This window comes from Bradyrhizobium sp. USDA 4503 (genome assembly GCF_054055815.1).
The window spans coordinates 1,329,729-1,350,016 of record NZ_JBSRXS010000001.1 but is presented as its reverse complement, the minus strand read 5'-3'; the positions used below and the strand labels follow the sequence as shown (position 1 = coordinate 1,350,016).

The following is a 20,288-nucleotide window of genomic DNA, read 5'->3' as shown; positions in this document are numbered from 1 at the left end:
TTCACGAGGGTGTACGACGGATGCGGTTTTCAGATTTGCTGGATCGGACGGAGGCGAAGGAACTGACGCAGGAGGCAGCTTCGGAGGTTCTTGGGATCAGTGTTCGGACGTTTCAACGCTGGGCGGAGCGCTATGAGGCGGAGGGCGACGACGGGCTTGTCGACCGCCGGCTGGGGCGTCGTTCGCCACGGCGGGCGCCGGAGGAGGCGCTGGAACGGATGCTGGCGCTGTACCGGGACAAGTACGCGGACTTCACGGTGAAGCACTTCCACGAGCAGATGCAAAAGCGGCACGACTATGTGCTGGGCTATACGGTGACGAAGCTGGCGCTGCACGCGGCGGGGCTGGTGCTGAAGGCTCCGAAGCGTTCGGCGCACCGCAAGAAGCGGCCGCGGCGGCCGCTTCGGGGCATGCTGCTGCACCAGGACGGATCGCGCCACGTTTGGATCGAAGGCCTGCCCGCGAGGGACCTGATCGTCACGATGGACGATGCGACCAGCGAGGTCTACTCGATGGTGCTGGTCGAGGAAGAAGGAACGGCCTCGACCTTCCAGGCCTTGCGCGAAGTGATTGGCGAGCATGGCCTGTTCTGCGCGCTCTACACCGACCGCGGCAGCCATTATTTCCTGACCCCAAAAGCTGGCGAGAAGGTCTCGAAGACGCAACAAACCCAGGTGGGACGGGCTTTGTCGCATCTTGGGATCGAGCATATCGCAGCCTATTCGCCGCAGGCGCGCGGGCGTTCCGAGCGGGTGTTCGGCACCTTGCAGGATCGGCTGCCGAAGGAGCTGCGGCTTGCCGGGATCACGACGGTTGAGGCTGCCAACGCGTGGCTGAAGGCGCATTACATCCCCGGGCACAACGCCGCGTTTGCGATCAAGCCCGAACAGGAAGGCACGGCATTCGTGGCCGATCGGCATGAGGCCTGGCGCGAGGCGCTGTGCGTGATCGAGGAGCGAACCGTCGCCAACGACAATACCGTTGCATGGAACGGTCGGCGGCTGCAGCTGCCGCAGAGCCGGCTCAGGCCTCACTTCGTCAAGGCTGTGGTGCGCCTCCATGAGTATCCCGATGGCACCGTCAGCGTGTTCCTCGGACCGCATCGATTGGCGAGGTTTGCGCCTGACGGACAGCAGATCAGCCCCGACGCGCCTCAGCCTGGCGGCGTGCTCGGAGCCGTCAAGGACAAGCCCTGGCGGGCGCGCAAGCGCGCGTCCTTGACCGCTCCTGCGCGCGCCGCCGTCGAGAAAGCGCGGGTCGGGACGGAGAAACGGGCTTCAAGTCGAACAAAGAAACTCACCCACAGGGCTAAAACCGCCACAACAGCCGTGGCATGATCAATCAGGGAAAGCCGTCCCCGCCTTCCGGCTCCCCTGCAAATCAGAAACGAAGGCGACAGATCACGAGCTACAAAAACACGACATCTTCACCCGCTACGGACACGTTGCAGGTTTGCGGACTATCGAGAATGCCGGACCGCGATGTCCGCGTCGGGTCCCGCACGCGGACGAAGGATCGTGTGAGGCAGCACCAAGGCTTCGTCAGCTCCGGAGGTCGCGGCCCTACCCATTCGATGCGGCGTCGGCATCGACCGACAGAATTGCCGCGTCTTGCACGTCCGCTATCGGCTGCTCTGGATCGCGGAATCGAGCCGGGGTCAACCGGCTGCGGTCGACCGTCACGCCGAAGATGTCGAAGCGGTTGTAGTAACCGACCACGTCGTGAAACTGTTTCGGCTCGACGCAGCGATTGAGATCGATCTCCGCGTAGGCGATCCCCTCCTCGTCCTGCAATCCATCGCCGAAGACGCTGCCGGTCGGATCGACGAAGAAGCTCGCCGCACGTGGTGTCTGGTCGATCACGTCGGCGATCGTTCGATCGCGTTCAATGAGGAAGGCGCGCAACGCCTGGTCCATGTAGCCGGCGGTGACGATCCCGAATACCTTGGCTTCGAAGCAATGGGCGCTGGCCCGGATGCGGTTGGCGGCCACGTTGTCGAAATTGCCGCCGCCTGCCGGGCGCCGGGTGGGCCACATCGGCGGCCAGCTCGAAATGTGCACCTGCTCGCCCTGCGCCATCAGCGCGAAGCGGGCCAATGGGTTGGTATTCTCGCCGCAAATCAACCCGCCGATCCGGCCCTGCCGCGTCTCCGCGACCTTGAGGCCCGCACCATCCCCTGACGACCACACTAGCTTCTCATAGAAGGTCGGAACCAGCTTGCGGTGATGGATGAGAATTTCTCCGGTCTCGCCGATCAGCAGGTTCGAGTTCCACAGCCCCCCGACGCTGACGGCCGAGCGCTCGCTGATGCCGATCGAGACCGTGACGCCGAGGGCGCGCGCCTCGGCGCAGAGCCGCGCCACTTCCGGTCCGTCCGCCAGCACGGATTGCTCCGCCATGCGCACGAACAGATCGTGGTTGTCGATTGGAGGCCACAGCGCAGCCCAGACCGGAAAGGCGGGAATATAGGTTTCGGGAAACGCGATCAGCTCGGCGCCGGCTCTGGCCGCCTCGCGAATGATGGCGATCGCCTTTTCGGTGGTCGCCCAGCTGTCGAGGAAGACGGGCGCGGCGTGGACGGCAGCAGCCTTGAAACGAGGAAGCATGTCGAAAATCCCGGCTAGGACTAGGGGAGCGAAGCGGTATCATCCCTGGCTTGCCGGCGTGCATGGGAATTGTCGCAAGGTCGGTTGCGAAGGATCGGAACCGCCACGCGCTGGAACGGGAATTGCTTTGCTGACAAGGGCCGCAATTTCAACGGCCGCAACCTGGAGGCCGGTGATGTTCGACACGATCAACTGGGACGATCTGCGGGTGTTTCTCTGCGCCGCCCGCGCCGGGAATTTGAGCCAAACGGCAAAGCGGCTGCGGCTCGACCATTCCACCGTCAGCCGGCGCATCGCCCAGATGGAAGCTTCGCTCGGGGTTGCGGTGTTCGAACGCCACCGCACCGGGCTCAAGCTCAACGAAGTCGGCGAGCGACTGTTGCGCCATGCCGAGCGGGTCGAGAGCGCGGTGATCGCGATCCGCGAGGAGGCCAGCGCCAGCGACACCCAGGAGCTCGTCGGGACCGTGCGGCTCGCCACCATGGAGGGGATCGCCTCGCTTTATCTGGCGCAACGCTTTGCCAAGCTGCGACGCACCGCGCCACAGCTCACCGTCGAACTCGTCACGTCCGCCCAGACGGTCTACGTTCATAAGCGCGAGGCCGATCTGTTCGTGTCCTTCTTCCGGCCGCCCGGTCCGGGCCTGATCTCGGAGCGCATCGGCAAGTTTCGGCTCGGGCTATTCGCGAGCCAGGACTATCTCGACCACCACGGGATGCCCGCAAGCCTGCGCGACCTGCAGGATCATTGGTTCGTGTCCTATATCGAGGACCTGATCCAGGTCGACTCGGTGCGCTGGCTCGCCGATGTCATCGAAGAGCCGAAAATCGCCTTCCACTCCAACAGCATGATCGCGCAGATGAACGCCGCGGCGGGCGGCCTCGGCATCGTGATGCTGCCGAGCTTTGCCACAAGGGACCGGCCCGACCTGATACCGGTGCTGCCCGCTCTCGCCGGCACCGTTCGCGAGGTCTGGCTCAACGTCCACAGCGACCTGCAATTCGCCCCGCGCATCCGCGCCGTCCGCGCCTTCCTGAAAAATACCCTGAAGCAGGATCCCGACATGCAGGTCACGCTGGCCGATGTCGTGCCGCAGCCGCGCACAGCAGATTGCAAAAATCCATAATTCCCTTCCGTCAGCCCCCGGCTGAAGCTCGTCCGATTGGCGCAAGCAGAGCGCGCTGAAGTTTTGAGGGGCCGATATGAACGTGGTTATTCCCGGCAATGCCGATCCGGCGCCGAACGGCGGCGCATTGGCCAAGAAGCAGGCCGAGAAGCTGGCCAAGAAACTGGCCAAGAAGCGGCTGACAGTCGCGCTCGTTCTGAGCGTTGCGATGATCGTGATCTATTTCGGCTTCATGGGGCTTTTCGCGTTCGACAAGCCGCTGCTCGGCACCATTCTGATGCCCGGCCTGTCGCTTTGCATTGTGCTCGGCCCGCTCGTCATCATCTCTTCCTTCGTGCTCTGCCTGGTCTACGTGCTGTGGGCGAACCGGGTGTTCGACGCAGGCGTTCGCGAGCTTCGCTAAGGGGACAGGCAAATGGGCAGCAGCACGCTTTCGATCGGGTTCTTCTTCGCCTTCATGGCGTTGACGCTGGCGATCACCTATTGGGCTGCGCGGCGCACGCGCACCACCGAGCACTTCTTTGCCGCCGGCGGCCAGGTCACGCCGTGGCAGAACGGCTGGGCACTCGCGGGAGACTTCCTGAGCGCCGCGGCCCTGCTCGGGATTGCCGGCATCGTCACCTCGAACGGCTTCGACGGCATGATCTATTCGATCGGGTGGCTGGTCGGCTGGCCGATCATTCTGTTCCTGATCGTCGAACCATTGCGCAATGTCGGCCGTTTCACCTTCGCCGACGTCGTGGCTTATCGCCTGCGCCAGCGCCCGGTGCGCCTCGCCGGCGCCATCGGTACACTTGCCGTGATCCTGTTCTACCTGATCGCCCAGATGGTCGCGACGGGATCGCTGATCAAGCTGCTGTTCGGCCTGCCCTACACCTGGTCGGTCGTCGTCGTCGGCAGCGTCATGCTGGTCTATGTGCTGTTCGGCGGCATGTTGGCGACGACCTGGGTGCAGGTGGTCAAGGCTGTGCTGCTGATGGGCGGCGGCATCCTGCTCGCCCTCCTCGTATTGACCCATTTCGACATGAACCCGCTGAAGCTGTTCGCCGCGGCATCCGAGAAATACGGCACCAAGGTGCTGCAGCCGGGATCGAAGGTGGTCTCGGGTCAATGGGATGCCATCTCGCTCGGGCTCGGCCTGATGTTCGGAACCGCCGCGATGCCGCATGTGCTGATGCGGGCCTACACGGTGAAGGATTCCAAAGCCGCACGGCTGTCGATCCTCTATGCCACCGGCCTGATCGGCGTCTTTCATCTCATGGTCTTCATCATCGGCTTCGGCGCCATGGTGCTGGTCGGCGCCGAGGCGGTGGCCAAGGCCGGCGGCGGCGGCAACATGGCAGCGCCCCTTCTCGCACTCACCGTCGGCGGCAACGCGTTCTTCGGCTTCATCTGCGCGGTCGCGTTCGCGACCATGCTTGCCGTCGTCGCGGGGCTGACGCTGTCGGGCGTCGCCACGCTCTGCCACGACGTCTGGACCAATGTGATCAGGAGCGGCACCGCTTCGGAAGCCGAGCAGCTCAAGGTCGCGCGGGTCGCGACGGTTCTGATTTCCATCCTCGCCATCGGCCTGGGCATCGCGTTCGAAGGCCAGAACGTCGCGTTCATGGCGGGACTTGCGTTCTCGATCGCCTGCGCCGCCAACTTCCCTTCGCTCGTGCTCGCCATCACCTGGCGCCGCTTCACGACGCCTGCTGCCGTGGCGAGCATCCTCGTCGGCACACTGAGCTCGCTGGTGCTGATCTATCTGTCCCCGACCATCCAGGTCGACATTCTCGGCAAGCCGCTCGCCGCGGTCGAGCATCAATGGTGGTTCGTGTCGCTGCGCAATCCCGCGATCATCAGCATGCCGCTATCCTTTGCGGTCGCGATCCTGCTGTCGCTGGTGACACGGGAGAAGAACGCAAACCTCGCCTTCGACGAGATGCAGCGGCGCATCCTGCTCGGACCGGTAGAGCCGAACACCGACGAGCCGCGCCAGGCGAAGAATGCGGCATGAACCGGGTCAACCGATCGACGTTGCGATCAGCCCGTTGCGAACCCCGTCACCCGATGCGCATATGTGACTCACAGATCGCGCAACACATACAGTGTCGTCCCGGCGAAAGCCGGGACCCATAACCACCGACGGTCATTGCTTCACGATGCTGGAACGACGAGTCCTGTCCCCAACTTCCGCCGCGGAATATGGATCCCGGCTTTCGCCGGGATGACATTTTATGGTCGAGACAGGCTCGCAAATATGTCGCGAAGATCACTTCCCCTTCGCAGCCTTCTCCTTCAGCTTCGCCGTTCGGTAGCGCGCGGCGCCGCCTTCGCGGATGGACTGCTCGCTGCGCTCGAGCGCCATCGCATCGTCGGGAACATCCTTGGTGATCACGGAGCCCGAACCGATATAGGCGCCCTTGCCGATCGTGACCGGCGCGACCAGCGACGTATTGGTGCCGATGAAGGCGCCCTCGCCGATCAGCGTCTTGTGCTTGAGGAAGCCGTCATAGTTGCAGGTGATGGTGCCGGCGCCGAGGTTGGAATTGGCACCGACATGGGCGTCGCCGACATAGGAGAGATGGTTGACCTTGACGCCGGCCTCCAGCCTCGAACCCTTCGTCTCGACGAAATTGCCGATCTTCACGCCATCGCCGAGCGAGGTGCCGGGCCGCAGCCGCGCGTAGGGTCCGAGTTCCACCTTCTTGCCGATCGTGGCTTGCGTGATGTGCGAGAAGGAATGGATCACGGCGCCGTCGTCGATCGAGACGCCCGCTCCGATCACAACGAACGGCTCGATCGTGACGTCCTTGCCGAATTTGGTGTCGGCGGCGAGATAGACGGTCTCCGGTGCGATCAGGGTCACGCCGGCCTCGAGCGCCTGGTTGCGCAGCCGCGCCTGCATCACGGCCTCGGCCTCGGCGAGCTGCGCCTTGGTGTTGATGCCGCGCACTTCGTCTTCGCTGGTCTCGATCACGACGGCCTCCAGTCCGAGTTCCCTGACAATGCCGACGGCATCGGTCAGATAATATTCGCCCTTGGCATTGGCATTGCCGATCTTCTCGATGATCGCGAGCGCCTTCTTGCCGTCGAACGCCATCACGCCGGCATTGCACAGCGTGATCTTGCGCTCTTCGGCACTTGCATCGGCCTGCTCGCGGATCGCGACCAGCCTGCCGTTCTCGACCACCAGGCGGCCGTAGCCGGTCGGGTCGGCGGCATGGAAGCCGAGCACCGCAAGCGCCGCGCCGTCGCGCAGCGGTGCGCGCATACGGGCGAAGGTCTCGGCCGAGATCAGCGGCGTGTCGCCGAATGCGATCAGGAGGTCGTCGGCGCTGCGGGCGATCGCCTCGCGCGCCGCCAGCACCGCATGCGCGGTGCCGAGCCGCTCGCGCTGCACGAAGGTCTGTGCGTCGGGCCGCACCCGACGCACCTCGTTGGCGACCGCCTCGTGGTCCGGGCCGATCACGACCGCCAGCTGCGACCCCTCGCCGGAGGCCGCGGCGTTGAGCACATGCGCCAGCAGCGGCTGCCCGGCCACGGGGTGCAGCACCTTCGGCAGCGACGAGCGCATCCGCGTGCCCTCACCGGCCGCAAGCACCACTGTCAGGCTCGTTCGCGCAGTCATTCGCAATCCTCGATGTCGCGCGCAGTTCGCTGCGCAAAGCTGTCTTCGAGGCCGTCTTTAATTGTTTTCCCCGGCAGAAGAAACCGATTCGCCTCCGTGGCGCTCCGGATTCAAGTTCCCGGTCCATTTCCTGTTAATCTTTGCCTCGTGATTCGGCGGGCCTTGAGGAGGGCCAAGCGGGCTTTGGCCAAAGATCGCGACAATCTGGCGGCGGAATTCGACACCGAGAGCACCACCGGCTTTTTGGCCGAGGAGGATGCTCTGGATCGCCGCATGCTGTGGCGGCTCGGCTCGTGGGGCGTTGCCGCGGTCGGCGCCGTCACCGTCGCGGTGATGGCCAACCAGTCGGCGTTGACGCTGCGGCGCGACCAAGTTGCCGCAGCGGACCTCGCGCGACAGGCCCAGCAGTTGCAGACGCTGGCGAAGGAGAGCCACAACGAGACGCGCCGGCTGGCGTCTGCGATCGATACGCTCAACGGCGACCGCGATCGGCTGTATTCGCGCGTCACCACGCTGGAGCAGGGCCTCGACTCCGTGACCGGCGCGATCGTCAGGCAGCCGCCGGCACCATCGCCCTTGGCAGCGCCCGGTACCTCCCCCGCAACCGCCAGTTCGTCGCCCGCCGCCTCCGCGCCCACCGTTGCCGCCGTCGCAACGATGCCGACGGTCGCATTGGACAAGCCGGCGGCGATCGACAAGCTGCCCACAGCCGGCGACAGCAAGGCGACTGGGCCGATCGAGAAGCCGGTTGCGGCGGCCGAAAAGCCGGCAACGGCCGACAAGAAACCGGCGTCCGCGCCCGCCAAGCCGCAGGCCGCCGCGGAGAAGCCGCCAGCCTCCGACAATTCGCCGCCGAATTCCGCCACGGCCGCATCGATCGCAAGTCCAATGAGCGCCGCCGCGGCCGGCGCCGAGGATGCACCCGCTGCGCCGGCGCCGGTCGCGGACAAGTCGCTTGCCGACAAGCCGGTCCTGGCATCGCTCGATCCCGCAGCGAACAAGGCAACCGAAACGGTCAGGCCGCCGACCGCCAGCGATGTCACCGCCGCACCGATCCCTCCGCTGGTGATCACAGCGGATCCGGACGCCGAGGACGATGCGCCGCAGGCACAGATCCACCGCACCGAGTTCGGCGTCGATCTCGGCACGGCCAATTCGGTCAATGGACTGCGCGCGCTGTGGCGCGGCCTGTTGAAGTCGAAGGCCAACGCGCCGCTGGCGGCGCTGCGGCCGATCATCGTGATCAAGGAGAACAGCAACGGGCTCGGCATGCAGTTGCGCCTGGTGGCCGGACCGCTGAACGACGCCGGCACCGCAGCCAGGATCTGCGCGGGCCTCAACCTGGTGCAGCGGACCTGCGAGACGGCGATCTATGACGGCCAGCGACTGGCCCTCATCGAGCCGGCCGCCGGAGCCAAGCCGGCGCCGTCGCATCGCCGGGCCGTGCCGAAGCGCGCCGTCGCGCCGCCGCCGCAGCAGCAGCAGCCGGTCGCCGAGGACAAGAAGCCGGAGCCGACCACGATCTCCTCGATATTCCGGCGGAACAGCCAATAATCATGTGAGCCAAGGGATTGTGGCCGGATTTTCAACCGATTTCGATGCTCCGACCGAACTTGTCCCGCAACCCGATCCCGACCATAGTGCCGCGATGACAAAACCTCCGTTCCGCCTCTCCCCCTATCAGGTCCAGTTCCTGATGGTCGTGGGCTTCGTCACCGTCGGCTACGCGCTCTACGTGCGCTATCTGGCAATCGAGTTCTCTCCCGTTGCGCTGGCCTGCGACGCCGGCGCGCAGACCATGCTCTGCAAGGCTCGCGCGCTGTCGACCGTACTGTTCAAGAACTCGGTGTTCGGGATCACCGCGCTGGTAATCGCGGTGCTCAACCTGACGCGGCCGTCGATCGTGCTGCTCACTGTCGGCTTGATCGCTGCGGGGCTCGGGATCGTGCTCTACAATGTCGTGCTGTCGGGGCTCGCGATCGGGCTGTTCATCCTGGGTTTTGCGCGGCCCGCGCCCGCCACAGCGTAGCGGCGAGCAAGAGGTACATCACGCAGGTCCAGTCCGACTGCCAGTTGATCGTGCCCTCGTTGTAGATCGTGTAGCCGGCGGCGATCACCAGCAGGCCGGCGAATACGGATTCCGCGAGCGGCCGGATGCCTTCCTTCGGACGGTTGAGCATGGTCAGGAGCGCGAATGGCACCACCGCCATGGTCAGCGAGGCATACGGGAAATCGCGGTAGCGCGGATCGAAGGTAAAGCCGAGCGCGGTTTCGGCAGCAATCACCGTGGTGATGATCAGCACAATCGCCAGCGCCGCGCCGATCACGCCCTTGCCGCGATAGTCGCGCGGCCCGACCAGTTCCAGGAAGGTCGGCAGCGACCGCCCGGCGATCAGCGCGTGCGCCGTCAGCAGCGGCGCGGCAATGCCCGCTGCGAGCAGCACGCCCCAATGCAGCCAGCCGCCGACGCCGTAGCTCTCGTAATACATCTTGTCGCCGGCAATCCCGAGCAGCGCCCCCGCCGTCGTCGCCGAAATGGCGACCGCGATCCAGGCCGACGGCCGCGGCGTCCAGGGCCGGCGGCGCAGCGTCAGCCAGGCCGCGAGGAATGTGGCGACGGACAGCGCCATGCCGCCCGCCATCTGCAGCTTCCAGTCCGGATAGTTCGTGATAGCAACGCCGGGCGGATATTTCACCTGCCGCTTGACCGAATCGAACAGGCCCCAATTGCCGCCGACGGTGCCCTCGAGCTTGCGCTTCCAGGGCTGGTCGTAGGCCTCGATCAGGTTGACCCGAAAGCCCTCGCGCTTGGCGAGGTCGAGGATCTCGGACACCACCCGCGCCTGGTTGGTGCGCGACGGCAATGCGCCCTCCCGCATCCGCCCCTGGCTCGGCCAGCCGGTCTCGCCGATCAGGATCTCCTTGCCCGGGAATGTCACCGCCATCCGCTTGCGGATATCGTCGACATGCGCCGCGGCGTACTTCGCCTTGACCGGGATGTCCTCCCAATACGGCAGGATGTGAATGGTGACGAAATCGACCGCGTCATAAATCTCGCGGTTCTTCACCCAGTATTCCCAGACGTCGGCATAGGTGACGGGAAGATTGCCCGCCGCCGCCTTCACTGCGCGGATGTTGCCGGCAAGATCGGTGGCGGTCATCTCGCCGCGCAGCAGCACCTCGTTGCCGACGATCAGCGAGGTGACGACGCCGGGATACTCCTTGGCGAGCCGCACCGCGATCGCGATCTGCTGCAAATTCTTGAAGCGGTTGCTGCTGAGCCAGATGCCTTGCATCACCTTCAGCCCGACCTTGGCCGCAACGCCGGGGACCTGGTCGAGGCCGTTCTCGATCGAATAGGTGCGCACGCAGTCGGTGACCTTGGCGAGATCGGTCAGATCCTGCTCGATCTGCTCGACTGGAATCTGCGTGGTGGGATCCAGCGGCGTCTGCGCGCCGCGGAACGGCGTATAGGACACGCATTGCAGCTTTGCAGCGGGATCGATCGGCGCGCGCACGAGCGTAATCGGCGTGGCGAGCCACCACCACACGGATGCAATCACGGCGAGCGAGATCAGGAGAAGCGCCAGCGGCGTACGAAGCGAAATCGGTTCCATCCTCCGGGGGACCGTCGAATTAGCCGGTCACAGCCCATCTGCCAAGAGCGGGATTAGGTCAATACCATGGTTGTCCTGCGACAGTTTTGCGCTGGGTCGATAAAGTTGTGAGTTTGCTGGACAAAATACCAAATTCCAGTCATCAGATTTCGCCAGAGTCTCCGCCGCACTGGAGACCTATTTGGACGGCATCACGCGAGCCGTTAGGATGATCCCGCGGGGGCAGGAACATTATCGGGGAATACATGCGTCGACGGCTGCTTGAGTTGAAGAACACTACTTTGCGCCATCTTGCCGTAACGGGCCTTGTCACGGGCCTTGCGCTCCTCATTGGGGCCGGCGGCGCGTTCGCCCAGAGCGGCACGCCGAATCCGCCGGATCAGGCGAAACAGCAGCCTGGACAGCCCGACGCCAACGCAAATGCCGCACGGGAAGCCAACCAGCGCAAGGTCGAGGAGTTCGTCGAGGCCCAGCAGGCCATCAACGGCCCGGCCGGCAACCCGGAATGCGTCTGGCTCGGCCGCCGCGTCGTCCGCTTGATGTGGAACGACGACCTCGATACCGCGTTCCGCCATCTCGACCTCTACGACCGGTTCGGCTGCCCCGGCGGCCACGTCCAGGCGGCGTTCCGCTGCCTGACCCGGTTCGGCGCCCAGATCGACGACAAGGTCCGCGGCAGCCTCGACGGCCGCATCCACGCCTGCTGGATCAATCCGGGCGCGCAGCCCCAGGCCGCGGCCGCCGCCGCTGCTCCCACCCCGGCGCCGGCGACGGCCGGCACCGCCGCACCGGCACCGGCAGCCTCGCCCTCGCCTGCACCGACCCCGTCGGCGTCACCTGCGCCGGCGTCGAAATAGCCATATCCCGTGACCGGGGTCCGGCCGCGATTTTTTCGCGGCTGGAACGGCTTGCGCCCTTAAAACGCCATCGCGGCACACCAGTTGTTAAATCGGATGGCGGAGATATCTTTCCCTCCGCTGTCGTGTTGGTCGAACCCAGGGGACGGGTTCGCTTAGTCCTCAATCTCAGGCCCCGTATGGTTTAACCGCGATGCGCGCCGTCGTCGCCGTCCTGTTGCTTGTCACCGCCGCCCACGCCGCCCTGTGGGGTCTCTTCCAGGAGAAGCAGTCGGCGCCCGATTTCCGTGGCACGCTGCCGAGTCTGTCCTACGCTCCGTTCGAGTCAGGCCACACCGTCGCAGACGTTGCCGCCGACACCGAGAAGGTGCGCACCGACCTGCGAAAACTGTCCACGCTCACCAAAGCGGTCCGCCTCTATTCGTCGACGGAAGGCAACGAGCTGGTGCCGCCGGTCGCCGCCGAGTTCGGCATGAAGGTCACGGTTGGCGCGTGGATCGACAAGGACGCCAACCGCAACAACCGTGAGATCGAAGCCGCGATCAACCTGGCCAAGCGCAACAGCAACGTCATCGGCATTGTAGTCGGCAACGAAACCGTGTTCCGCGGCGAGCAGGTGCCGCTGGAAAACCTCGGCTCGGTTCCGGAGATCGGCGTGCCGCCCGAGGAGTCCGAGAGGATTCTTCGCGAGGAAGCGCAGCGTCTTCACGACGCGGAAATGCAGCCGGATGAAAACGGCAGCAGCGGCTTGAGCAAGCGCGCTGAAGCGATCAAGTGGGCAGTCGCCGAAAACAACGTGCACCGGCTGATCAAGGTGATCCAGCGGGTCAAGAAGTCGGTCAACGTCCCCGTCACGACCGGTGAAATCTGGAACATCTGGCGCGACCATCCGCAGCTCGCCAACTCGTCCGACTTCGTCGCCGCGCACGTGCTGCCCTACTGGGAAAACTTCACCGACAAGCAGGCGGTGGACCAGGCGGTCGACCGCTACAATTTGTTGCGCGACTCCTTCCCCGGCAAACGCATCCTGATTGCCGAATTCGGCTGGCCGAGCCAGGGCTACAATCTGCGCAGCGCCGTTCCCGGCCCGTTCCAGCAGGCCACCGTGCTGCGCAACTTCGTCACCCGCGCCGAAGCCATCGGCATGGACTACAACATCGTCGAGGCGATCGATCAGCCCTGGAAGTTCTTCGAAGGCGGCGTCGGACCCTACTGGGGCATCCTCAATGCCGACCGCGAGCCAAAGTTCGCCTGGACCGGTCCGGTCACCGATCCGAACTACTGGAAGATCGCGCTGGTCGCCGTCCTGGTCGGCCTGTTCATGTCGCTGCCGATCCTGCGGCTGGACCAGCCGACCGTGATGCAGGCGCTACTCTTGTCGGCGGCCGCCAACGGCGTCGGCGCCTGGGTCGCGACCGTGTTCTCGTACTGGACGACGCACTATTTCGTCTGGGGCTCGGCCTTCGCGCTCAGCCTCGGCCTGGTGCTGCTGGTTCCGCTGGTGCTGATCGCGATGGCGCGGATCGAGGAGATCGCGGCGGTGGCGTTCGGCCGCGGCCCGCGCCGGCTGATCGGCAAGAGCGCGCCGCTCGCGCCCGCCACGATCGGCGAGAACGTCAAGTTTCCGAAGGTCTCGATCCACATCCCGGCCTATTTCGAGCCGGTCGAGATGCTGAAGCAGACGCTCGATGCGGTGTCGCGGCTCGACTATCCGAACTTCGAGTGCGTCTGCATCATCAACAACACGCCCGATCCCGACTTCTGGCGGCCGATCCAGGATCACTGCCGGCTGCTCGGCGAGCGCTTCAAGTTCATCAATGCCGAGAAGGTGCAGGGCTTCAAGGCCGGTGCGCTGCGCATCGCGATGGACCGCACCGCGGCGGATGCCGAGATCATCGGCATCATCGATGCCGACTACGTCGTGCATCCGGACTGGCTGAAGGATCTCGTGCCGGCATTCGCCGATCCGCGCGTCGGTCTCGTGCAGGCGCCGCAGGAGCATCGCGACGGCGATCGCTCGCTGATGCACTACATCATGAACGGCGAATATGCCGGGTTCTTCGACATCGGCATGGTCCAGCGCAACGAGTTCAACGCCATCATCGTGCACGGCACGATGTGCCTGATCCGCCGCGCCGCGATGGACAAGGCCGGCGGCTGGTCCTCTGACACGATCTGCGAGGACACCGATCTCGGCCTCTCGATCCAGCAGCAGGGCTGGCTCACGCACTACACCAATGTGCGTTACGGCGAAGGCCTGCTGCCCGACACCTACGAGGCCTTCAAGAAGCAGCGCCATCGCTGGGCCTATGGCGGCTTCCAGATCGTCAAGAAGCACTGGCGGCGCTTCCTGCCCGGCGCCAGCCGGCTGACGCCCGATCAGCGCCGCGAGTTCTCGCTGGGCTGGCTCAACTGGCTCGGCGCCGAAAGCCTCGGCGTCGTGGTTGCGATCCTCAATCTGATCTGGGTGCCGATCGTCGCCTTCGCCGACATCGCGATCCCCGACAAGATTCTGACGCTGCCGATCATCGCCTCCTTCATCGTCTCGCTGGTGCATTTCGTCGCGCTCTACCGGCTGCGCGTGAACATCAAGGCAGGCCAGATGTTAGGGGCCATGATCGCGGCGATGAGCGTGCAGTGGACGGTGTCGCGCGCGGTGGCGCAGGGCCTGATCACCGAGCATCTTGCGTTCGCCCGCACCTCCAAGGGCGGCCTGTCGCGGATGTCGATCGAGTTCCAGGCGTTCTGGGAAGCCGTGATCGGCGTGTTGCTGCTGATCGGCGCCGTCGTGCTTGTCGTCACCAACGGCTACAAGCAGGTGCGCGAGATCTACATCTTCGCCGGCGTCCTGGTGTTGCAGAGCCTGCCATTCCTGGCGGCGGTCTCCATCGCGATCCTGGAAAATTCGCGGATCAACGAGTTCGCATTCTGGCGCAACAGCGCGATCCGCACCGCGGAACTGATCGGGTTGCGCCCGGTCAGCCTGCCCTCGGTCGCCGCCCCGTCGCAGCCGGTCGGCTCGGAAATCCGCCGCGACAACTGAGCCAACTTCAAGAAGCGGCCCTAAGCACAGGCGCAGGAACGGCAAATCCGGCGCAGCGGTGCACAATTGACCGCCCCTCGGCTATTGACCCGATGGGCCCTGCCCCCTACACAGCGCTGGCTGGAGCACGATCCGGAGCGGTTCACCGCTGGCGTCCGGATCTAATGTTCAGGTGAGTGAGCGCGTAGCTCAGGCGGTAGAGCACGTGACTTTTAATCATGGGGTCGAGGGTTCGAGTCCCTCCGCGCTCACCAAAAATTCCAGCAAATCCAATACTTTAACAGATTAGTATACTCGGTAAAAGTTCACAATCTTGGCGAAAAGTTTACAATCTACCCCTTGGGCCGCCTAGCTGAACCGTGACTGTTGAACCCGAAGTTCGACGAAACCTGCACGTTGAGCGGCATGGCTTAGGTCGTAGAGTCGGCGATCGGTCTGGCTGACTCCACACTTGGCGCCGCGCTAGAAGCGGCGGCGCAGCTAAGCGTGAAACCATCGCATTGACATGCAGCACGGACTAGCGCTCACTCCAACAGAGAATCAAGAAATCGGAGATGCTGGCGGACGAAGATCGGCCTCAGGTGCGTGAAATCTGAGAACTTGGGTTCGCGATCTCCAAAAAACGGCGAGCATCCCTCACTTGTGCCGCAGATGTCTGGGAAGGCATCGAGGATACCAGCTCCGGTCCGCTCACTGATCCTGCGCAGATGCTCGTCCGAACTTACCTGGCTCGATCGGAGCTCTGCTATCGGAACTGATCTACCGACCTCCGGTGAGAAATGAATGCCGGCGAAACTCCGGGTCGCCATCTTTCCGGGATCAAAGCGCTGATGTATCGGCAGGCCGAGCACCAAGTAGACATGCGCGCCGGCGGACTGCAGCGCCCTGATATAGTCCTCGAGGTTATCGAAAAAGGCATCCTTGCCGGCTGGGGAAGCCAGAGGAAGGTCCTTACCGTTCCGATGCACCGACATTCCTGGCTCGCTGTAGCCGCTCCATGCGCCTCCTAATACAACGGTCTGCACCGTCTCCCTCTTTACCAAAGCCATCAAATCGTCGGTCAGCGATGCGCACCGAGCGAACTTATCCTGCTGTGCAACGGCGGGAACTGGCGGACACCTAGGACCGACTACGAAGAACGTGTTCGCGTGCAGGCGTTGTTCATCGGATAGCTCTTGAACACGCGGGCCGAAGTGGAAGATCAGGCTGTCACCAGCAAGGGCGACCTTCTTATCTCCATGACCGAGATGCGCGATCTTGACCCACCCGGTGTCAATAACGTCCAGACGTTATCGCGAAGCAGATTTCGTCGTTCTTTGTCGATGCGGCGCTCGAAATGAGATTGGCTGAAAAAACGGCGACGTGTTGCAGTCGAACTTCTGTTTGTTTCCATGCTATGGGAAATACCTGGTCACCGATCAGGCAGAGAAGAATACGGGCCACCTGCTGGAATATCGTAGGACACGCGGAACACAGCATCACTCCCGGCAGACGTCCGCCATGGCCTCCTCGTCCAGAAGACAGGCGACAAAGCGACGGCGCTCTTCCATCACCGAACTCGCTTTCCACGGCATCCACACCTCCCGCAGAACAACAGCGGAAAGTGTACCCATGTGTCCGGTACGAGATGTCACCGATGTCTCGGGCCGCTGAAACCATTTGAGCCAAGTAGTCCCCTCCCAAACATTCGCGAAATTTCCGTGTGGCAGTGACATCGCTCTCGTGGTGTTTGGAAGCCGGCCCGGGCCCTGGCGCCGGCTCTTGTTCTTAATTTTGTGTGAACCAAGCCACACTTGTTCGGCGTGATCTTTAGTAGGTTTTCGGCGCTGGGGATTTCAGGGCCCAGAGGCTGGAAGAACAGGGCGCCGCCGGGACAACTCATTTCGGGCCCGGCGGCGTAATTTTTCGGGACGGTCAGAACTGCAATCCCAATGCTCGGACCAGACGCATTCGGACGCCAACGGCTCGTTGCTCTCCCTGTCGCAGTCATCACGTTCGGCGTCGCTTGCGTCGAGCCTGCCTGCGGTTCTCCGGACCGGTCGGAGGCGCGTGTATTCCGGCATGAGCCTTGCTCTTTAGGTGGCGCAGGAAATTTCAGTGTCCCGGTTCAGGAACAAGCTGTCGCCGGATGTGTCTTTTGGAGACGAGCAGCTGGATTCATTGGGAGGTATCGTTGAGATACGCAGCGCCCCTACAGTCAAGGTTTGTCGTTCGGAGAGGAAGCACCGACTGGATGGTTTATGATCGAGAGCTCAAGGGACCAGCGCAGTTGAAGAAAGACGGCCACTTCGCCGAGAAGCTGACGAAGGAACAGGCCGAACACATAAAGCAGGCCTTGACGGACGCCCTTGAGCCCGAGCCGTAGGCAGAGCTGGATCGAATACCCCGATCGGTGGCGACACAAACCGCGAACAGATGACATCTGTGTTACCTCGTAAGGTATATGAACAGAGTTGGGCAAAGCGAACGAGGCGCGGCGAAATGGCGGCGCATCGGTGGAGCAATTAGGCCCTTGCGGAATTCAGCTTTGGCCACGGGACGTTCTGAGCGGGCCAGCGTCGCCGTTGGGAGGGAACGATCGGGGAACAGCTCAAGGCACAACGAAAACCGCCCCCCTCACAAAGTTTACCCCCGCGCCGAGGGGGAGCGCGACGCATGACGGCGCAAGCGCGCCGTTCAGCGCACAAATTCGGAGCGAACATTCGGAACGCTGCTGGAGTTCGGCCGTCAAGATAACGGCAGTTCGCCCTGACCGCCTGTCCAGTCGATGATATCGAGCTGCATCCCTCGCTTCAGCATCTCGGCCTCGAGGCTGCCGGCATGCCGTTTCCACTCGGGCGTCGCGCGGACGCGGAATTTTGGCTCTTCGCCGGCTGCCTCGAATTCGTCGTCGGCTCTGAGCGCACCGCGGACGGCTTCGTACATCATCTTCAGGCTGGCGTCGGTGAAGGCGCCGTAGTCCATCGGTCGTCTCCCTTGGCACTGTGGGACGCAAAAAGCCGCCACGTAGTCACTCGTGGCGGCCTTCTGCTAGCGGCCCATCCAGACGGCCTGGGACGACGTTGCGTGAGTCGGGTTAATGAAACGTTGTTCGTGCGGCGCGCACTCAGATAGCGATGCGGTCGAAGTCGATGGCTATCCTGCTGTTCGGGAAAGTCCTCGTCGCCTCCGCCAGAATGTCCTCGTCCGGATAGCGGCCGGAGATGTGCGTGAGGACGAGTTGCTTGACCCCGCTCCGCGCTGCGAGCGCGGCGGCTTCGCTGGCCGTCAAATGCCCGTAGTCGCGCGCGATGGCCGCGTCGCGCTCGAGAAACGTCGCTTCGATCACCAGCACGTCGGCGTCCCTGACGTGTTCAGCCAGCCCCTCGGTTGTTTCAGCATCACCGACAATGACGAGCTTCTTTCGCCCCTGGGCCGGGCCAAGCACCTGCTCCGGATCGATGGTGCGACCATCGTCCAGCTTCGCCTGCCGCCCCTCCGCCAGCTCCCGGCGAACCGGCCCATCAGGCACGCGCAGCGCCAGAAGCCGGTCCGGGAGGAGATGCCGGCGTATCGCGCTCTGAAAGGTGAAGGCGAAGCTGTCCGTATCCCGGTGGCGGACGGGAAAGCAATCGACGGTGAATTCGCCGGCGTCGAGGACTCGCCCCTCGCTCAACGGCACCAGATCAAGCGGGATCGGCGCTCTGCCCTCGCCCCACAGGCCTGCCAGCATCCGGACGACGACATCGAGCGTGCCTGGCCCGGCATGAATCGTCATCGCATCCGAACTTTGCCGCAACCGGAGGGTCGAAAACAGCCCGGGGATGCCGAGCACATGATCGAAATGCCCGTGGGTCAGCAGCAGGTGATCAAGCCGTCGAAAGCCGGCGCCGCTCCGCAGCAGCTGGCGCTGCGTTCCCTCGCCGCAATCGACCAGAATACGACTGCCGGCTGCCTCGACGAGAATGCCCGGGTGATTGCGCTCGGGAGACGGCACGCTTGCCGACGTTCCCAGAAAAGTCAGCGAGAACATCGCAGCACCTCGCCTTCCGACTGCCGACGGCGCCACGCCGCCGAGATCGCGCAATCTGATGGCAGCGTCGCCCGATGTGTTCAAGCATCTCGATGCCGACGACGGTGGACCGAAAGGTCCTGAAGCCGGCGGCTTTAGGCGCAGACCGCATCCGCGCCATCGGGATCGGTCGTCGTGACCGGTGCCCTCGTCACGCCCTCAACCGGTCACAGCCTCAAGCATCGAAACAGCTGCGCGAGCGCGGTGTTGGCGGATTGCGCGCGCCGTTCGACGATTTCGGCCGCGGCGGCGTAGTTGCGCGCCAGGATCTGGAGCGCGCGGCGGGCATCCGGCAGCGTGGATTGCTCCGCCATCTCCAGGCACTGATGCTCGAAATATCTGAGCTCCTCAAGTTCGGTCATTCGCGAATCGTCCGATCGGGTCCTTACATTTTCGAACTCAGTGCGCCAGCGCCCTAGTGAAAGTTTGGCAAGTTTGTTGCGGGGGACGCGCAATCTGGTCGGAGTGTTTCTGGACGCATGATTTGATGATCACCGCTCCGTGACCGATGCGAGGGTGAGCCGCGCGGATCGACAAGCGCGTGCAATCGTCTCACAATGCGGCGGGCTCGCTTGGCGAGCCTCGGAACACACGCGGTTGGTGCGGTATCGAATTGGCTTTGTTGGACCGATGAGGAAACGCGATTGGGCTTTCGTGGCGGCCTGTGTGGCAGGCGCGCTGCTGTTCGGCGTCTGGAGTTTCCAGATGGGTATCGCGTTTCATCGATCCCAGCACGGCGCGACCGACCTCTCCAGTTCGCACCGGCGGAGCCAGGACAGCGCGTCCGCGCACGGCCCGGCCCGGCCGAAGGCGGATGACGGCGATCAGCAGGCCGGGCAGCCGCGATAGGCGCCGCGATCGCGTTCGTCGCCGCCACATCGCGTCGGACTAGGCCCAAGCCAGGCCTGCCATGCCGGCGGCGCCATCGTCATCTGTCTTCGCATGCGTGAGCCGCCTGCGGCGCGTGCTGTCCTTGGCGCGACGGTGACGAACGCCAAACCTGTGCAGCGCCATCGGCACATGCTGCATCACGCCGCGGACGCGACCGATAGCCTGTCTGACGACCGCCACAACCGTCGCAACCCGGGTAAAGAAGCCGATCAGGAAGATCATCGAGAAGATGTCGATATAGGCCAGCACATCGCCGACCAGCATCAGCTCGGGAGGAAGCGGAATCCGGTGCCAATAGGCGCCGATCACGATCGCAACCGGGATCAGCGCGATCAGCTTCCGCAACGTCAGCCGATCGAGCAAGGCGGCGAGCTCAACGACCAGGATCTGCCACAGCCAATCGCCAAGCGCGGCCGGCTTGTCGATCGTCCAAGACTGCCACAAACGCTGCCACATCGCCGCTCCGCCTCCCCTTGCGCGCAAT

The 20,288-nt window shown here is 64.0% G+C and carries 18 protein-coding genes and 1 tRNA gene; 11 read left to right on the top strand and 8 right to left on the bottom strand.

Annotation, left to right across the window (positions count from 1 at the left end):
- Positions 1–20 precede the first annotated feature (20 nt).
- The gene (locus tag ACVMIH_RS06500; RefSeq protein WP_456861001.1) at positions 21–1,337 is read left to right on the top strand and encodes an ISNCY family transposase; all 1,317 of its coding nucleotides are present in this window, start codon (positions 21–23) and stop codon (positions 1,335–1,337) included.
- Between the two features lie 225 nt (positions 1,338–1,562).
- On the opposite strand, the gene ACVMIH_RS06495 is transcribed toward ACVMIH_RS06500, so the two are convergent.
- A complete protein-coding gene (locus ACVMIH_RS06495; RefSeq protein ID WP_253590278.1) occupies positions 1,563–2,606 on the bottom strand; it encodes a carbon-nitrogen hydrolase family protein in 1,044 nt (347 codons plus the stop codon).
- 175 nt (positions 2,607–2,781) lie between these two features.
- On the opposite strand from ACVMIH_RS06495, the gene ACVMIH_RS06490 reads away from it, so the two are divergent.
- From ACVMIH_RS06490 to ACVMIH_RS06480, 3 genes are all read left to right on the top strand, one after another.
- Positions 2,782–3,732 (top strand): LysR family transcriptional regulator, encoded by a 951-nt coding sequence (locus ACVMIH_RS06490; RefSeq protein ID WP_076828910.1) that lies wholly within the window; start codon positions 2,782–2,784, stop codon positions 3,730–3,732.
- A 76-nt stretch (positions 3,733–3,808) separates the two neighbouring features.
- A complete protein-coding gene (locus ACVMIH_RS06485; RefSeq protein ID WP_082653885.1) occupies positions 3,809–4,135 on the top strand; it encodes a DUF485 domain-containing protein in 327 nt (108 codons plus the stop codon).
- Between the two features lie 12 nt (positions 4,136–4,147).
- On the top strand, positions 4,148–5,731 hold the full coding sequence (locus ACVMIH_RS06480) for a solute symporter family protein (protein ID WP_229190581.1): 1,584 nt from the start codon (positions 4,148–4,150) through the stop codon (positions 5,729–5,731).
- Positions 5,732–5,986: 255 nt separating this feature from the next.
- On the opposite strand, the gene glmU is transcribed toward ACVMIH_RS06480, so the two are convergent.
- Positions 5,987–7,345, bottom strand: coding sequence for a bifunctional UDP-N-acetylglucosamine diphosphorylase/glucosamine-1-phosphate N-acetyltransferase GlmU (gene glmU, locus ACVMIH_RS06475; protein WP_456860999.1), 1,359 nt, complete (start codon positions 7,343–7,345; stop codon positions 5,987–5,989).
- A 183-nt stretch (positions 7,346–7,528) separates the two neighbouring features.
- Here glmU and ACVMIH_RS06470 point away from each other — a divergent pair, with 183 nt between their 5' ends.
- The gene (locus ACVMIH_RS06470) at positions 7,529–8,899 is read left to right on the top strand and encodes a hypothetical protein (RefSeq protein WP_456856134.1); all 1,371 of its coding nucleotides are present in this window, start codon (positions 7,529–7,531) and stop codon (positions 8,897–8,899) included.
- Between the two features lie 94 nt (positions 8,900–8,993).
- The gene (locus ACVMIH_RS06465) at positions 8,994–9,374 is read left to right on the top strand and encodes a hypothetical protein (protein ID WP_016844836.1); all 381 of its coding nucleotides are present in this window, start codon (positions 8,994–8,996) and stop codon (positions 9,372–9,374) included.
- Here ACVMIH_RS06465 and ACVMIH_RS06460 read toward each other — a convergent pair.
- Complete coding sequence (locus ACVMIH_RS06460) at positions 9,334–10,962, bottom strand: glycoside hydrolase family 17 protein (RefSeq protein WP_168856347.1); 1,629 nt, start codon at positions 10,960–10,962, stop codon at positions 9,334–9,336. The genes ACVMIH_RS06465 and ACVMIH_RS06460 overlap by 41 nt on opposite strands.
- A 245-nt stretch (positions 10,963–11,207) precedes the next feature.
- Here ACVMIH_RS06460 and ACVMIH_RS06455 point away from each other — a divergent pair, with 245 nt between their 5' ends.
- From ACVMIH_RS06455 to ACVMIH_RS06445, 3 genes are all read left to right on the top strand, one after another.
- Positions 11,208–11,819 carry a hypothetical protein gene (locus ACVMIH_RS06455; RefSeq protein WP_057018479.1) on the top strand — a complete coding sequence of 204 codons (612 nt, stop codon included), beginning with the start codon at positions 11,208–11,210 and terminating at the stop codon, positions 11,817–11,819.
- Between the two features lie 193 nt (positions 11,820–12,012).
- Complete coding sequence (locus ACVMIH_RS06450) at positions 12,013–14,862, top strand: glycosyltransferase (protein WP_076828919.1); 2,850 nt, start codon at positions 12,013–12,015, stop codon at positions 14,860–14,862.
- Between the two features lie 178 nt (positions 14,863–15,040).
- Positions 15,041–15,116: transfer RNA gene (locus ACVMIH_RS06445), tRNA-Lys, on the top strand.
- A gap of 270 nt (positions 15,117–15,386) precedes the next feature.
- On the opposite strand, the gene ACVMIH_RS06440 is transcribed toward ACVMIH_RS06445, so the two are convergent.
- Positions 15,387–16,118 (bottom strand): SGNH hydrolase domain-containing protein, encoded by a 732-nt coding sequence (locus ACVMIH_RS06440; protein WP_456866391.1) that lies wholly within the window; start codon positions 16,116–16,118, stop codon positions 15,387–15,389.
- Positions 16,119–17,095: 977 nt separating this feature from the next.
- Between ACVMIH_RS06440 and ACVMIH_RS06435 the strand changes: the two genes are divergently transcribed.
- Positions 17,096–17,227, top strand: a complete 132-nt coding sequence (locus tag ACVMIH_RS06435; RefSeq protein ID WP_256527598.1) for a hypothetical protein — start codon at positions 17,096–17,098, stop codon at positions 17,225–17,227.
- Positions 17,228–17,589: 362 nt separating this feature from the next.
- Here ACVMIH_RS06435 and ACVMIH_RS06430 read toward each other — a convergent pair whose 3' ends face one another.
- From ACVMIH_RS06430 to ACVMIH_RS06420, 3 genes are all read right to left on the bottom strand, one after another.
- Positions 17,590–17,826, bottom strand: a complete 237-nt coding sequence (locus ACVMIH_RS06430) for a hypothetical protein (protein WP_057018484.1) — start codon at positions 17,824–17,826, stop codon at positions 17,590–17,592.
- 142 nt (positions 17,827–17,968) lie between these two features.
- On the bottom strand, positions 17,969–18,874 hold the full coding sequence (locus ACVMIH_RS06425; RefSeq protein WP_057018604.1) for a ribonuclease Z: 906 nt from the start codon (positions 18,872–18,874) through the stop codon (positions 17,969–17,971).
- Positions 18,875–19,080: 206 nt separating this feature from the next.
- Positions 19,081–19,275 (bottom strand): hypothetical protein, encoded by a 195-nt coding sequence (locus ACVMIH_RS06420; protein ID WP_016846119.1) that lies wholly within the window; start codon positions 19,273–19,275, stop codon positions 19,081–19,083.
- A gap of 268 nt (positions 19,276–19,543) precedes the next feature.
- Between ACVMIH_RS06420 and ACVMIH_RS06415 the strand changes: the two genes are divergently transcribed.
- Positions 19,544–19,762, top strand: coding sequence for a hypothetical protein (locus ACVMIH_RS06415; RefSeq protein ID WP_057018485.1), 219 nt, complete (start codon positions 19,544–19,546; stop codon positions 19,760–19,762).
- A gap of 39 nt (positions 19,763–19,801) precedes the next feature.
- Here the strand turns inward: ACVMIH_RS06415 and ACVMIH_RS06410 are convergent, their stop codons facing one another.
- Positions 19,802–20,260, bottom strand: a complete 459-nt coding sequence (locus tag ACVMIH_RS06410; protein WP_456784926.1) for a hypothetical protein — start codon at positions 20,258–20,260, stop codon at positions 19,802–19,804.
- Between the last annotated feature and the right edge of the window lie 28 nt (positions 20,261–20,288).